The following is a 14,416-nucleotide window of genomic DNA, read 5'->3' as shown; positions in this document are numbered from 1 at the left end:
GAGGAAATCCACAATCTAAAAATTTCTTATTAACAAAAAGTAGGAAAAAGACGAAAAATAATGCAATTCATTTTAGGGTAAGCAGGGTAATCAATTACACATCAATCCAATCGTACTGGGGCATCCCTTTGAATCGACTTAATGTAAGTAAAGCTTCTTTTAGTTGAAAAGCTTCTGTTTCGTTCAGAGGTTTATTTGATATAGAAAAGTTTGGATCTTCATAGCGGTAAAATACTTTTCTGCCGTCTTTTGTTTTTTCTAATTCAATTGACCAACCTTGTTCACTTTCCATAAATCGGATATCGTCATAAAGTTGTCTTTTTTTAATCCCTTCTACTTTACCTGTAAACTCGTAAATAGCTTCATTACATGCAGCTATTAAATCCTCAATAGCAAATCTTTTACCTGGATTCCTAAAACACTTATCAAGTGTGTTATATCTAATTTGTGCATGTTTGTTAGTTGCCAAAATTTAGTTTAGTTTAGATAATTGCAAACATACTAAAATGTGGTATTTTATTATCAAATGTATTGTTGTTATTCAAATAAAATATTTTGTCACCTTTTATCCACTGATTTTGTATCAAAACACACCAAATTAAACATTTCTCGCATGCGACTCCGTAAGCGATTTCCGTAAAAACTTTCAATTTCAGATGCTGAAAGATTTGTGGTAAGGTGGGTTATCGAGTTGTTGAAAACAAAATCTTCATAGCGTGAAATGAGAATTTCAGCCATGACATTGCAATCGTTCCCGAAATGTTTTATTTGTTGTTCTGCACCTAAATCGTCAAAGCAATATCCAGCTAGTCGGTTTTGGAGTGGTGCTTTTAGGGTATAGGCTTGGAGTGCCTCGAAGCCATTTTTAGCAAATTCGAAGGAGACTTCACGACAGGTTTTTAGTTTGTAATCATTTTTGGGTTTCATGAATGGTTTGACTAAATGCATTAGAGACGTTTTCCCGCATCCAATTTTTCCAGACAACAAAATCCCTTTGTTGAGCGAAATATTCAATCTACGGGCTTCTTTTTGGTCTTGAATCGCATAAATAATTAGCATGTAGATAGTTGGCTGGTCTAAATTGTCGATTTTGAATTTTTGCCCATAACGAATTTTCCCTTGTTGCTCGATGTAGCTTAGGCAGGTTGGAAAGTGATATATTTTGGTGTTGTTGTGGATGGTGTACGTGTCGGATAGCGTGAGTTGTTTCATTGTTTTGGGTTTAAAAGTTTAAAAGTTTAAAAGTTTATGAGTTTATAAGGGCGAGTTAGAGCGGTTCCGCATAGTTTTTATCTTGGTTGGTGTTGAGGTGGTTGGGTTTTAAGTTTCCGTTTTGTGGTGTTTTATAATTTTGGCTGTTGAGCATCCAGTTACGAGCGGCGGCATGCCAATCTTTCATTTTTGTTTTTCCACCTACAAGCCAACCGTTGCTTTGGAAATAGTTATAAAATTTTTCTGCTTCGAGACGGGTGCTGGATTTGGCGATAAAATATTCAAACACCCTGTCCCAATTTGGCGGGATATTTTTGGACTCAGGATTTCGGGAGCGGTTTGGTTTATCTTCGTTTGGAATTTCGAGTTCGGGAAAAAGTCCGGGCGTTTGATTTTGGGCGGTTTGTTTTTTTATGCGGTTAGTGGTTTTAGGGGATTGAATTTCTTGTTCATTTTTTGGCTCGCTTGATTGGTCAAATGCAAAAACATTTGACTGTTTACAATGTTTATTTAATGTTTTAATATGTTTATTATTATATATACTATATAGGCGTTCGAGAGGTTGTTCAGGAGGTTGATTAGTAGGTTGGTCAATAGGTTTTTCATTTTTTGAAATTGAGTTGTTTAGTTTTTGAACCCCTTTTTTAGAGGGATTCAACACATTTTCTAAGGGAATAATTTCGATTTCGGTACGCGTATAGGAACTGTAAGAAGGTGTATAAATAATGAATTCTTTTTCTTCCAGAATTTTGATGCATTTGTGATAAGTAGCGGTAGAGCTAATTTTGCTTGCTAACATGATTTCCTCACGTGAAGCGTGGATGGGCGATTTGAAACGGTTGTGATTCCAAATTTGGAAGATGGCCAAATAGACACTGATAACCGAAGGATTGATTTGGTCGTCGAATTTGATTTTTTCGAAGAAACCTGATAGGTGTTTGATGTAGTTCATTTTCTAGTGATGAGTGATTAGTAATTAGTGATTAGTGAATCACTTTCTTTTATTACAAGAGGGTTGCTGTGTATTGGGGTACGTTTTTTAAGGGGCTTTTGAGTTTAATAGTTTTTCGATGTCGGCGTAGTTGTAGTAGATAATACCTCCGATACGGTTGTGTTGTAAGGTGCCGTTGATGCGTAGGTTTTGAAGTGTCCCTGGGGAAATTTTTAAAAGTTTACGAACTTCGGAAGATTTCAACCATTGTGGGGTTTGCTCTTTTTGTGTCGCGTTTTTGATTTCAGATAAAAGCAGATTACCGAAATTGAGTAGGTCGCGTTTGGTTACTACTTGATGATTTAGTAAGTCGAAATTGTCTACTTCAGGGAAAAGTTTTTTTGCTTGTAAATTCATAATGATTTTGATTAAAAGATTATGATTCAAAACAAGCGGTTTTGGAGGATTTTTTTTCCCAAGATGTACCCAAGTTGGGAACGATTTTTTTCAAATTATTACAAATCTACTGTTATAGGGAGTTGGCTAACACTTCGCGTTTAGTTCTGCTCAATTATCTTAGTAAAAAGCTTATCTATTTGCCTTGAAAATGAAAAAACCCAAGTTGGGTCGACTTGGGTTTTACTAATAAAAGGCATTTTTTTATTAGGCTTCATCATCTAGCATTTTATCATTTAAATTTTCGGAAAGGCTGTTTAAGAATTTTGTACGGTTGGCTTTCCTGTTTTTGATATCTAAATAACTACGGTAAATATTTTCTTCGAGTTCTATGTTGAACATTTTGCCCATATACATTGCGATTTCTTTTAGGTCGGTATTACCACCATTGAATACTTTTTGATGATGTAAGGCATAGACTAATTCAACCAAGTCGATTTTGCTTGCTGTCCAATTTATGGGTGTGCCTTGAATGGGCAATTTGCATGAATTTTCAAGTTCATCTAAACGATTTTCTAGATACACACAAAGTAGGTCGTTTGACATGATTTTAGCAATATTGTAATCCTGTGTAGTGCATAGTCTACTGTCGTAATTCAACAATTGGCAATCATCCGAAGTGTTATGATGTACGTGACTTCTTAAAAAATATTCCTGGTCTTTATGCGAAGCTCTTGAACGATAATATTCAAAGAAATCTTTATGTTGTTTGTTGTACCAATCGATTTCATGTATTTTTTGTTGGTAATACTCTTTTTTTAGCATTTTGGTATTAGGCACATGGCACTCCATCTTGAGTATAGTTTTGTAATAAATTAGTTTTGAGGCTAATTTGGGTTTGAGTTCTTTGAAGAAATAAATTTCTTCATCTTGGGTTTCGAAAATGTGTTTCTTGAGCCAACTATGTAAGTGTTTGATTTTAGATTCCAAAAAAGGAATCATCTTATTAGCTAAAGAAATGATGTCAGAAAAGGACTTAAGAATAGCATGATATTCTTGGTCCAATTCTGCGAAGAAATGGAGGCAAAAGGCATTCATAAGTGGAAATTTTTTAGTTTTGTTTGTATCAAAATAAACTAAAAAAGGGTTAAATAATTGTGAATCCATTTGTAAAACTATGCAAATTACCTCAAAATTAACTATTTCTTAACTGTTGGCTGATTTTTGATTATCAATGGTTAGGTTGTTGAATTTTGTTTTTAGTACTTGCATATCCTCGCTGATTTTTTTATCTAAAATTTTAGCGTAATGTTGGGTGGTTTTTAGATTAGTGTGTCCTAACATCTTACTCACTGTTTCCAAAGGAACGCCATTGGAAAGTGTTACTGTTGTAGCAAACGTGTGTCGCGCAATGTGAAAGGTTAGTTCTTTGTTGATACCACATACATCGGCTATTTCTTTTAGATAGGCATTCATTTTTTGGTTGGAAAGTATGGGTAATAATTTGTCTTGATTTAGACACACTGGGTCTTGGTGGTATTTTTGAATAATGGATTCTGCAATGGGTAATAAGGGTATTCTGGAAGGGGTTTCTGTTTTTTGTCGGTTTTTGAATATCCATTTGGCTCCATCTATTCCTGTGGTGATGTTGTTCTTGGTTAGTTGTTGTACGTCGATATAGGCTAGTCCTGTAAAACAGGAGAATAAGAAGATGTCACGAACGAGTTCTAGCCGTGAGGATGGGAAGGTTTTGTGGAGTAATGTATTTAATTCTTCTTCAGTCAGAATTGTTCTATTTACTGTTTTTACTTTTTGGGTGTAAAACCTAAATGGGTCAGATTTTATCCATCCATTTAAAAGAGCTATTCTTATGATTTTTCCAAAAATCATTAAATATTTTACGGTAGAGTTGTTGTTGCATTTTCTTACTGTTCTAAGATAGTAATCAAAGTTATTGATAGTTTCTATGTCTATATCGCTTACTGGTATATCTGAGATTTTGTATCTTAACTTGAGAAACTCAACGAAATGACTATGGGTTGTTTTAAATCGTTTGAGTGTTGATAAGGAATATTTAACTTCTAAAAGCAGTTCCATTTGCTTGTTATGCTCGTCAAATATTTCATTTAGCATTTTTGAATTATTATCAAGGTTAAGCAATCGATTTCTAACTGTTTCGACTGTTATTAATTTTGATTCTAGGATTAGATTTTTTTGAGTTTCAAAAACTTTACTTTCAAAAATTTTTAGGTATTCATTAATTGAACGAGCTTCTTCTGAATTGCCTTTGATTCTTTTTAAAGTGGAGGACCATTTTGATATTTCTACAAATTTATTTGTAGAGGTTTCAAATCTGTTGCCATTTACTGTTACTCTTAAATAAATGGGAACTTCACCTTTTGAGTTTACTTTTGTGTTTTTCACAAAAAATAAAGTACTAATTTTCGCATTCATAATTGGTCACCTTTTAGATATAAAAAATTACTTTATAAGGCACGAAAAATCAAGATGTTTATTCTTTGAACAGCCTGATTTTACTAGTGCTTCGGCTGATTTAGGTGTCCCATTTTAAAAATTTAAAATGGGACACCGAATTAGCCCCTTTTGAAATGTGATTTTTTGAATCTTTTGGTATTAGAATAAAAGGAAAAAGCCTATAAAATCAGTGTTTTATAGGCTTTTGCATTAAAATGAATGATAAATTGTGGAGTCGGAGAGAATCGAACTCTCGTCCAAACAAGCAATCAAAGAGCTTTCTACACGCTTAGTTTTCACTTGGATTTTCGACTATGGGCAAGGCTGAAAACGACCACCTATAGCTTAGCTTTATCAGTGTCAAAAAGGATTTAAAGCATTACCTTTTCTAGGGTTACTTTTACGGTTCCCCTTAACCAACCGCCGTAAACCAAGGCTTTTGAGGAGAATCTAGCTTTCCTACCTTGTAGGAACTAGGCAAATCGTACTATAATTCGGATTAAGCAGCTAAAGCGTAATTATTTTCGCCGTGTAATGTTCGTATAGCAGATATTTACGAGCCTACCATACTTGGCTCGACGTGCTTACTAATCAATTCCACTCGCTGTCAAAACCAGTCGACCCCAATTAGCCTTGCAAAAATACATTTACTTAAATGAAATAACAAATATTTTGCCAAAGTTATTTTATTCTATTAAATCATCTCCTTTTTTTCGAATATGAAAAGGGTAATCGCCAAATAACCCCGTGGCTAGTTTTAAAAAATATGCTTTCCGTGTATATTTATTTGACAAAGCAATCAAAGTTACTTTTTCTTTTTTTAGTGTAATATAGGCAGATGTATTACCGTGCCACCAGCCATTGTGGTAAAACATTTGTTTGCCTTCTTCCCATTCTAACAAGCGAATTCCTAAACCGTAATTACGTCTTCCTCGAGCTTCATAGCTATAGCCTTTAAAAACTTCTTTTAACAACTTTGGATTTAAAAAATTCGGATTATAAGTTGCCATATCAAACTTTAATAAATCCCTTGGAGTCGAATAAATATTTTTATCTCCATAAATAGCATCCAAATGATTCATCGGATATTTGATGTAATTCCCTTTGTAAGAAGCACTCACTTTGTCTTTTTGCTTTTCCAAATCAAACACAAAAGTGTTTTTCATTTGCAAAGGTTCAAAAATCAACTTCTTCATAGCGGTACGATAATCCATTTTGGCAATCTTTTCTATAATCAAAGCCAAAATAGCATAATTAGTATTACAATAACTAAATCTCGTATTAGGCGTGAATTCTAAACCCACTTTCGCATTATTCATCACTGGAATAATATCGGTATTATGAAGCGTTTTAAAACGTTCCCAAGCACCTTTATCTTCTATAAAATAACTATAGTTACGTAATCCACTACGATGATTCAATAACATTCGAACAGTAATGGCTTCATACGGAAAATCAGGAAGAATTTTTTGTACTTTTTCATCTAATGCCAATTGTTTGGAATCGATTAAAAGTAGCGTAGCTGTCGCTGTTAGAACCTTGCTTACAGACGCAATATGCAATGGTGTTTCAGCTGTAATCGCTTCTTGTTTTTCAAAATTACTCATACCGCTATAACGCTCATAAAGAATTTTTCCATTTTGCGCTACCAATACACCACCAGAAAAATCATTGCTAAAAAACTCTTTGTTGTACAAATATTCCATGCTGTCTTTTACCATTTGGCGTTTTGAAGCGCTTATTTCAGGTAATTCTTCATCTAGCGGTTGCATGGTGTAAATTTTACCGACTTTAAATTCTTCCTTGCTTTTTTTAGCGGGTTTATTGTCTTTACAATTAAAAAATAAGCAGCTGGATGTTATAATTATATATGTAGATATTTTCGGGAAAGTCATTTGTATGCTAAATTGGGTGGCAAATATAAATAAAGATACGTTTTTTTCGCTCATTCCTCTTATTTTTTGTATGGAAAAATCTATTTTAAAAGTTATATTTGCAACAATTTTAGAAAATACAGTTAAAATTCCAACCTTAAAAACTTTTAATAAATGAAATTCGGTATTATAAAAGAAAGAAAAAACCCACCTGATAGAAGAGTCGTTTTTTCACCTGAAGAATTAAAACGAGTGAAAGAGCATTTTCCTCAAGCTAATTTTGAAGTCGAATCTTCTGATATTAGAGTTTTTAAAGACGAAGAATATACTGCTTTAGGTATTGAAGTAGATAGTGATTTGAATGATTGCGACATCTTAATTGGGGTGAAAGAAGTTCCTGTAGAAGCATTAATCCCAAATAAAACGTATTTCTTCTTTTCGCATACGATAAAGAAACAACCTTATAATAGAAAACTACTTCAAGCGTGTATCGAAAAAAACATTCGCTTAATAGACCATGAAACCATTGTAGATGCAAACAACAAACGTTTGATTGGTTTTGGTCGCTATGCAGGTATTGTGGGGGCTTATAACGGAATTCGTGCTTTTGGTTTAAAATATGATTTATTCAATATTGCAAAAGCGGAAACCTTAAAAGACCAAAAAGATTTAATTGACCGTTTACGTCGTATTGTACTACCTCCTATTAAAGTGGTTTTAACAGGACATGGAAAAGTGGGTTTAGGAGCTAAAGAAATGCTGGATGCTATGAAAATGAAACAAGTGAGCATCGAGGATTATCTAACTAAAACCTACGACCGTCCAGTATATACACATATTGATTTGGAAGATTATAATATGCGTAAGGATGGAAAACCTTATGATAAAAAAGATTTTTACCAAAATCCACAAGAATACACTTCAAATTTTGAGCGTTTTACTAAAGTTTCTGACATTTTCATGGCAGGACATTTTTATGGAAACAATGCTCCGTATATATTAACGAAGGAAATGCTTAAAGCACCTCACAATAAGATTAAAGTGGTGGCGGATATTTCTTGTGATGTTGATGGTCCAGTAGCTTGTACTTTGAAAGCTTCAACAATTGCAGAACCTATTTTTGGTTATTTACCAGGTGAACATCGTGAAGTGCATTTTGAAGACCCACGTGCTATTGCAGTAATGTCTGTTGATAATTTACCGTGCGAATTGCCTAAAGATGCTAGTGAAGGTTTTGGAGAAATGTTCTTAAAACACGTTATCCCTTCTTTTTACAACAATGATGCAGATGGAATTCTAGAAAGAGGAACAATCTGTAAAGAAGGAAAATTGACGGAGAAATTCGCTTATTTACAAGATTATTTGGAAGGAAAGGAATAGCTTTCATTTTATAATAAACAAGAAACTCAAAATAAGTTTTTTGTAATTGCTTTTAAAATTTCACCAAGCTGATTGGTATTTGAAAGCAGTTATGAAAAACTTATTTCACTTTGAATAAGTAAGGAATACTTAGATAGTAAATGTTTTTTTTTACTCAAAAATATAAAATAGTATCTTTGCGCCACACACAACACAACTACAATGAATTATTTCTCTTCTGATTTCAAATTAGGAATCTTAGGTGGTGGTCAATTAGGAAAAATGCTCCTATACGACACACGCAAATTCGACCTTCAAACTTTAGTATTAGACCCTAGCGAAGAAGCGCCCTCGCGTTTTGGCTGTAATGCTTTTTACGAAGGAAGTCTTTTGGATTTTGATACGGTGTATCAATTTGGAAAAATGGTCGATGTATTGACTATTGAAATTGAAAACGTCAATCTAGAAGCCTTAGAACAGTTAGAAAACGAAGGTTTGCCTGTATATCCCTCTCCTAAAACTTTACGTTTAATTCAAAACAAAGGACGTCAAAAGGATTTTTATGTCGCTAATAACATTCCGACTTCTGTATACCAACGTTTTGTTGATTTGAGTGAGTTAAAAGAAGCCTTAGCTAAAGACACTTTAAATTTTCCTTTTGTTTGGAAATCGGCACAAGGAGGATATGATGGCAATGGGGTAAAAATTGTTCGTTCTACTATGGACTTAATGGATTTGCCTGAAGTGGAATGTTTAGCAGAGGATTTAGTGCCTTTCAAAAACGAATTAGCTGTCATCGTAGCCAGAAGTCCAAAAGGAGAAATCAAAACGTATCCTGTGGTGGAAATGGAGTTTCATCCAGAAGCGAATCAGGTGGAATATGTAATTTGTCCCGCGAGAATTGAAGCGCACGTGGCTGAAAAAGCTCGTAAAATTGCACTTCAAGTTTCTGAAGCCATGAACCATGTAGGTTTATTAGCCGTAGAGATGTTTCAAACAGAAGAAGATGAAATCATTGTAAACGAAGTGGCTCCTCGCCCGCACAATTCAGGACACTACAGCATTGAAGCGAGTTACACCTCACAATTTGAACAACATTTACGCGCTATTCTAGATTTACCTTTAGGCAATACCGCCAGTAAAGTTGCAGGTATTATGGTTAATTTAGTGGGTGAAGAAGGTTACACAGGGCAAGTAGTTTATGAAAATATTGATAAAATCATGGCTATCGATGGGGTAACGCCTCACATATATGGAAAAAGAGAAACCAGACCTTTCCGTAAAATGGGTCACGTAACCATAGTGAATGAAAACATGAACGAAGCGAGACGTGTGGCTGAGGAAGTGAAGAATAGTATACGTGTGATTAGTGAATAGTAGTCAGTAAACAGAAAACAGTGAACAGTTTAAAAATAGTATCTAATTCAGTTTCTTTATTTGCTGTATTTATTTTATTTGAAATTATCCTTCAAATGATTTTATACTCAAATGTAAAAGAATATGCGGAGTTAAAATTAGGAATCCCGTTTGGCTTTCTAAAATTTCACATGACAGAAGAAGGTACATATAAACACTTTATTTCCTTTAACTCCTTACTATTTGATTATTTCTGCTTTGGAGTTTTGACGGGTATCTATCAAATCATCCAACATAAATTAAAAGAAAAAAGAAAGTAATTAACAACACATAAACCCTACTCACCCCTAGTAGGAATTCCCCTTTTGAGGGATAGGGAACTTATATGAAAGTAGCCATCGTAATGGGAAGCATATCGGACATGCCGGTTATGCAAGAAGCTATAGATATTTTAAAAGGTTTTGATATTGAAACCGAAGTTGACATTGTGTCGGCGCACAGAACTCCTGAGAAATTATTTGATTTCAGCTCAAACGCACACAAAAAGGGTATTGCAGTTATCATTGCTGGGGCTGGTGGTGCCGCACATCTACCAGGTATGGTGGCTAGTATGAGTCCACTTCCAGTAATTGGGGTTCCTGTAAAATCGAGCAACTCGATTGACGGATGGGATTCGGTGTTGTCTATCTTACAAATGCCTGGAGGTGTTCCTGTGGCAACCGTTGCTTTAAATGGCGCTAAAAATGCTGGTATCCTTGCGGCCCAAATTATAGGTGCACACGACAAATGTGTGCTGGATAAAATCATCGCTTACAAAGAAGGTTTAAAGCAAGCCGTGCTCACTGCTTCTGAAAACTTAAAAAAATAGAAAATCCCGAAAGGGATTTTTTTATGGCCTTATGCATAACCTTTGTTAATTTGTATAAGGTCTCGATACGCTTTGCACCCAAGCAAACGACTCTCCCGATTTTGCAGATTATAGACAGTTCTATTTTTTCCATGAAATTTAAAAAAAATCATCGAGCACTTTAGCTTTTATATCTTGGTTAATTATTCCAATATTTTCTAAGTTTAAGTGATATTAAAAACATTTCCTTTCACTAAAATTTCAAGCCTTGAAAACAGACTATAGCTAAAGAAATTTTTACTCTCTAAAAACACGGAATAATTCATTTTTTCTTTAAATTCGGCATAAAAAAAAGCTCCAGTGGCAATTGGAGCTTTAAAGTAACACAAACATAAATACCGATTGGGTTAAATCAATATCTAAATTTTAAATATGATAAACTTTTAAGAGTTATCTTGTATTGACGGTATCAAACTTACAATTAATTTCGATATATTACAAAAAAAATCGATGAAATACATAATATTATGAAAATACTTACTTCTAAATTCCAAACTAAACATGATACAGCACCGTTTTCTTCCATCAAAATGGAGGATTACAAACCTGCCATTATGGAGGGTATTGCGATGACTCGCAAAGAAATTGACGCGATTTTAGAAAATCCAGCAACACCTACTTTCGAGAATACCATTGAGGCTTTAGAGTACACAGGTCAAACTTTAGACCGCATTACCAGCATCTTTTTTAATTTGAATTCGGCTGAAACTTGTGACGAAATGCAACAGATTGCTCAGGAAGTTTCACCTTTACTAACCGAGTTAAGCAATGATATTACCTTAAACGAAGTTTTATTTCAAAAAATAAAAGCCGTTTACGAGCAAAAGGAACAATTGAACTTAACCGTTGAACAAGCGACTTTACTAGATAAAAAATACAAAGGTTTTACCCGCAATGGTGCGCTTTTACCCGAGGAGAAAAAAACTCGTTTACGCACCATCGATACTGAATTGGCCACCTTAAGCTTAAAGTTTGGTGAAAATACTTTGGCTGAAACCAACAATTTCGAACTGTTAATTACCAATCCGGAAGATTTAAAAGGCTTACCGCAAGACACTATTGATACCGCTTTGGCATTGGCAAAAAACAAAAACAAAGAAGGCTGGCTGTTCACCTTGAACATGCCTAGTTATTTACCTTTTATGACCTATGCCGATTCTAGAAGTTTGCGTCAAGAAATGGCTATTGCGTATGGCAAAAAAGGATTTCAAGACAATGAATATAACAACGAGGCTATAGTTTTAAAAATAACCAATTTACGCCACGAACGTGCCCATTTGCTAGGTTATGAAAGTCATGCACACTTTGTTCTGGAAGAACGCATGGCGCAAAGTCCCGAAAAAGTGACAGCGTTTTTAAATGATTTGCTTCAAAAAGCTAAACCTGCATCAGAACGTGAATTTAATCAACTGAAAAACTACGCCAAACAGTTAGACCAAATCGAACAATTAGAAAAATGGGATGGAGCGTATTATTCTGAAAAATTGAAACAAGAATTATTCAATTTGGATGATGAAAAATTAAAACCTTATTTTCAATTAGAAAAGGTAGAAAAAGGTGCTTTTGAAATTGCTCATCGTTTGTTTGGTTTACAATTCACCGAAGTTTTTGATATTGACAAATACCACGAAGATGTACACACATTTGAAGTTACCGACACTCAAGGAAATTTGGTTGCCATTTTCTATTCCGATTATTTCCCGAGAGAAGGCAAACGTAACGGCGCTTGGATGACGAGTTTCAAATCGCAATATGTACAACAAGGCGTAAATGAAAGACCACACGTTTCTATCGTGTGTAATTTCACCAAACCTACCCCTACCAAACCCTCTTTATTGACTTTCCAAGAAGTAACAACTTTATTTCACGAATTTGGACATGCCTTACACGGTATGTTAGCCAATACAACCTATCCGAGTTTATCAGGAACTTCGGTGTTTTGGGATTTTGTAGAATTGCCTAGTCAAGTGATGGAAAACTGGTGTTATGAACCTGAAGCCTTGGCAATTTTTGCAAAACATTACGAAACAGGAGAGGTAATTCCGCAGGAATATGTCGATAAAATCAAAGAAAGTGCATCGTTCTTAGAAGGCATGGCCACTTTGCGTCAATTGAGCTTCGGGATACTAGACATGCAATATCACAGTCAAAATCCAAGGGACATCACTTCGGTGAAAGCCTTCGAAAAAACAGCCATGGAAGCCACTTCTTTATATCCTGATGTAGCAGAAAATTGTATGAGCACTTCTTTTTCTCACATTTTCCAAGGAGGCTATTCATCTGGATATTACAGCTACAAATGGGCGGAAGTTCTAGATGCCGATGCATTTGATTATTTTAAAGAAAATGGCATTTTCAACAAAGAAATCGCTACCAAATTTAAAGATTTTGTCCTATCACAAGGTGGTACGGAACACCCTATGACGTTATACAAAAAATTCAGAGGACAAGAACCAAAACCAGAAGCATTACTAAAAAGAGCGGGATTGTTATAAATGATAGTATTTACTCCCTTGAAAAGATACTTTAAAATAGCCGTTTATGGCGCGGTCATTTTATTTACACTAGTAGTTTTGGTGAATTTTTATGTAAAATCATCCACTGAAGATTATATTTTTACTTCCGATTCTAAAATCCCCACCGAAAAAGTGGGGATAATTTTCGGTGCTGGGATAAATGGTGACCAACCCAGCAAATACTTGAAAGACCGCTTAGATGCTGGAATCCATTTATACAACAAAAATAAAATTCAGAAAATATTACTTTCGGGTGACAATGGCAGAGAAGAATACGATGAACTCACCGTAATGAAAAATTATTGCTATCAACACGGTGTAGATACCACTAAAATCTATATCGATTATGCTGGTTTTGACACTTATTCTACTCTATACAGAGCGATGCGTATTTTTAAAATTAATTCCGCCATTTTAATATCCCAAAAGTACCATTTGAATCGTGCTGTATTTATAGGACGCCAAAATGGTTTAAATGTACTTGGCTATTCCGCCAATAAAGGCGCCTATAGAGGTTATAAGTATGTTCGTTTTAGAGAATATTTTTCTATTTTCAAATCAGCTATCGATGTGTTTAGACATCGTAAACCTCGCTTTTTAGGCACTGTAATTCCTATTGATGGTGTATCTAATTTTAGTAAAGAGGACAAGAGGTAATTCTTTAAAGAATCTACATAATTAACGCATACCACTTCAAAATTAAAAAATACATATATTAACTACTATCAAAACCAAGTTTTAACTAACATTATTTTTTAGCATAGTCATCCAACAAAAAAAGGTTCAGCATCAGCTGAACCTTTTTCATATATCCTACAATGACCATTACACATTAAACCTAAAGTGCATCACATCACCATCCTTCACTATATACTCCTTACCTTCCACACGCAATTTACCAGCTTCCTTCACCTTACTTTCAGAACCAAAAGTCACATAATCGTCATAAGCAATCACCTCTGCACGGATAAACCCTTTCTCAAAATCCGAGTGAATCACACCCGCAGCTTTCGGAGCCGTATCTCCAACTTGAATTGTCCAAGCACGAACCTCCTTCACCCCAGCCGTAAAATACGTCTGTAAATTCAATAATTTATATGCAGAACGAATCAGCTTCGACACACCAGGCTCCTCTAACCCCATGTCCCCTAAAAACATCTGACGCTCTTCATAAGTTTCTAACTCCGTAATATCCGCTTCAGTAGCAACCGCTAACACAATCACCTGCGCATTCTCATCCTTCACCAACTCTTTCACTTGCTCAACATACGCATTCCCGTTAGCTGCCGATGCTTCATCCACATTACACACATACAACACAGGCTTTGAAGTAATCAACTGAATCATATCTAAACAATCCGCCTCATCCTGATTTTTAGGCTCAATTACA

General features: G+C 34.8%; 14 protein-coding genes and 1 other RNA gene (1 of these 15 cut by a window edge). 6 read left to right on the top strand and 9 right to left on the bottom strand.

All coding sequences use genetic code 11. The features are described 5' to 3' along the window. Positions 1-94: 94 nt before the first annotated feature. From ACQY29_RS08885 to ACQY29_RS08850, 8 genes are all read right to left on the bottom strand, one after another. Entirely contained in the window at positions 95-469 is a 375-nt protein-coding gene (locus tag ACQY29_RS08885; protein WP_428224838.1) for a hypothetical protein, read from the bottom strand. 89 nt (positions 470-558) lie between these two features. Continuing rightward, positions 559-1,212: an ATPase gene (locus ACQY29_RS08880; protein WP_428224837.1), complete on the bottom strand. Its 654-nt coding sequence runs from the start codon at positions 1,210-1,212 to the stop codon at positions 559-561. Positions 1,213-1,267: 55 nt separating this feature from the next. After that, the gene (locus ACQY29_RS08875) at positions 1,268-2,011 is read right to left on the bottom strand and encodes a hypothetical protein (protein ID WP_428224836.1); all 744 of its coding nucleotides are present in this window, start codon (positions 2,009-2,011) and stop codon (positions 1,268-1,270) included. Between the two features lie 240 nt (positions 2,012-2,251). Next, the gene (locus ACQY29_RS08870; RefSeq protein WP_428224835.1) at positions 2,252-2,560 is read right to left on the bottom strand and encodes a helix-turn-helix domain-containing protein; all 309 of its coding nucleotides are present in this window, start codon (positions 2,558-2,560) and stop codon (positions 2,252-2,254) included. A gap of 246 nt (positions 2,561-2,806) precedes the next feature. Continuing rightward, positions 2,807-3,637, bottom strand: coding sequence for an RteC domain-containing protein (locus ACQY29_RS08865; protein WP_428224834.1), 831 nt, complete (start codon positions 3,635-3,637; stop codon positions 2,807-2,809). 108 nt (positions 3,638-3,745) lie between these two features. Next, positions 3,746-4,993 carry a site-specific integrase gene (locus tag ACQY29_RS08860; protein WP_428224833.1) on the bottom strand — a complete coding sequence of 416 codons (1,248 nt, stop codon included), beginning with the start codon at positions 4,991-4,993 and terminating at the stop codon, positions 3,746-3,748. A 248-nt stretch (positions 4,994-5,241) separates the two neighbouring features. Beyond that, positions 5,242-5,639, bottom strand: a transfer-messenger RNA (tmRNA) gene (gene ssrA / locus ACQY29_RS08855). Positions 5,640-5,700: 61 nt separating this feature from the next. After that, entirely contained in the window at positions 5,701-6,786 is a 1,086-nt protein-coding gene (locus tag ACQY29_RS08850; RefSeq protein WP_428224832.1) for a serine hydrolase domain-containing protein, read from the bottom strand. A gap of 276 nt (positions 6,787-7,062) precedes the next feature. Between ACQY29_RS08850 and ACQY29_RS08845 the strand changes: the two genes are divergently transcribed. The 6 genes from ACQY29_RS08845 to ACQY29_RS08820 all read left to right on the top strand — a co-directional run bounded on the left by ACQY29_RS08845 (position 7,063) and on the right by ACQY29_RS08820 (position 13,683). After that, the gene (locus tag ACQY29_RS08845) at positions 7,063-8,268 is read left to right on the top strand and encodes an NAD(P)-dependent oxidoreductase (protein ID WP_428224831.1); all 1,206 of its coding nucleotides are present in this window, start codon (positions 7,063-7,065) and stop codon (positions 8,266-8,268) included. A 201-nt stretch (positions 8,269-8,469) separates the two neighbouring features. Continuing rightward, complete coding sequence (locus ACQY29_RS08840; RefSeq protein WP_428224830.1) at positions 8,470-9,624, top strand: 5-(carboxyamino)imidazole ribonucleotide synthase; 1,155 nt, start codon at positions 8,470-8,472, stop codon at positions 9,622-9,624. A gap of 95 nt (positions 9,625-9,719) precedes the next feature. After that, entirely contained in the window at positions 9,720-9,923 is a 204-nt protein-coding gene (locus ACQY29_RS08835) for a hypothetical protein (protein WP_428224829.1), read from the top strand. Positions 9,924-9,988: 65 nt separating this feature from the next. Beyond that, entirely contained in the window at positions 9,989-10,471 is a 483-nt protein-coding gene (purE, locus tag ACQY29_RS08830; RefSeq protein ID WP_428224828.1) for a 5-(carboxyamino)imidazole ribonucleotide mutase, read from the top strand. Positions 10,472-10,977: 506 nt separating this feature from the next. Continuing rightward, positions 10,978-13,005 (top strand): M3 family metallopeptidase, encoded by a 2,028-nt coding sequence (locus ACQY29_RS08825; protein ID WP_428224827.1) that lies wholly within the window; start codon positions 10,978-10,980, stop codon positions 13,003-13,005. After that, positions 13,006-13,683 (top strand): SanA/YdcF family protein, encoded by a 678-nt coding sequence (locus ACQY29_RS08820; RefSeq protein ID WP_428224826.1) that lies wholly within the window; start codon positions 13,006-13,008, stop codon positions 13,681-13,683. A 168-nt stretch (positions 13,684-13,851) separates the two neighbouring features. Here the strand turns inward: ACQY29_RS08820 and ychF are convergent, their stop codons facing one another. Further along, positions 13,852-14,416, bottom strand: the 3' portion of a protein-coding gene (gene ychF / locus ACQY29_RS08815; RefSeq protein ID WP_088420298.1) for a redox-regulated ATPase YchF. The gene runs 530 nt beyond the window's last position; 565 of the gene's 1,095 nt are visible here — the last part of the coding sequence; its start codon lies off the right edge, out of view; its stop codon occupies positions 13,852-13,854.

It is taken from the genome of Flavobacterium sp. (assembly GCF_965262375.1).
GTDB lineage: Bacteria > Bacteroidota > Bacteroidia > Flavobacteriales > Flavobacteriaceae > Flavobacterium.
Note: the sequence above shows the minus strand (reverse complement) of the source record. Positions and strands in the feature narration are given on the sequence as shown.

Excerpts from the sequence above, each read along its gene's own strand:
- ACQY29_RS08880 (WP_428224837.1), bottom strand. The coding sequence starts at position 1,212 with ATGAAACAACTCACGCTATCCGACACGTACACCATCCACAACAACACC.
- ACQY29_RS08875 (WP_428224836.1), bottom strand. The coding sequence starts at position 2,011 with ATGTTAGCAAGCAAAATTAGCTCTACCGCTACTTATCACAAATGCATC.
- ACQY29_RS08870 (WP_428224835.1), bottom strand. The coding sequence starts at position 2,560 with ATGAATTTACAAGCAAAAAAACTTTTCCCTGAAGTAGACAATTTCGAC.
- ACQY29_RS08865 (WP_428224834.1), bottom strand. The coding sequence starts at position 3,637 with ATGAATGCCTTTTGCCTCCATTTCTTCGCAGAATTGGACCAAGAATAT.
- ACQY29_RS08860 (WP_428224833.1), bottom strand. The coding sequence starts at position 4,993 with ATGAATGCGAAAATTAGTACTTTATTTTTTGTGAAAAACACAAAAGTA.
- ACQY29_RS08850 (WP_428224832.1), bottom strand. The coding sequence starts at position 6,786 with ATGCAACCGCTAGATGAAGAATTACCTGAAATAAGCGCTTCAAAACGC.
- ACQY29_RS08845 (WP_428224831.1), top strand. The coding sequence starts at position 7,063 with ATGAAATTCGGTATTATAAAAGAAAGAAAAAACCCACCTGATAGAAGA.
- ACQY29_RS08840 (WP_428224830.1), top strand. The coding sequence starts at position 8,470 with ATGAATTATTTCTCTTCTGATTTCAAATTAGGAATCTTAGGTGGTGGT.
- ACQY29_RS08835 (WP_428224829.1), top strand. The coding sequence starts at position 9,720 with ATGATTTTATACTCAAATGTAAAAGAATATGCGGAGTTAAAATTAGGA.
- purE (WP_428224828.1), top strand. The coding sequence starts at position 9,989 with ATGAAAGTAGCCATCGTAATGGGAAGCATATCGGACATGCCGGTTATG.
- ACQY29_RS08825 (WP_428224827.1), top strand. The coding sequence starts at position 10,978 with ATGAAAATACTTACTTCTAAATTCCAAACTAAACATGATACAGCACCG.
- ACQY29_RS08820 (WP_428224826.1), top strand. The coding sequence starts at position 13,006 with ATGATAGTATTTACTCCCTTGAAAAGATACTTTAAAATAGCCGTTTAT.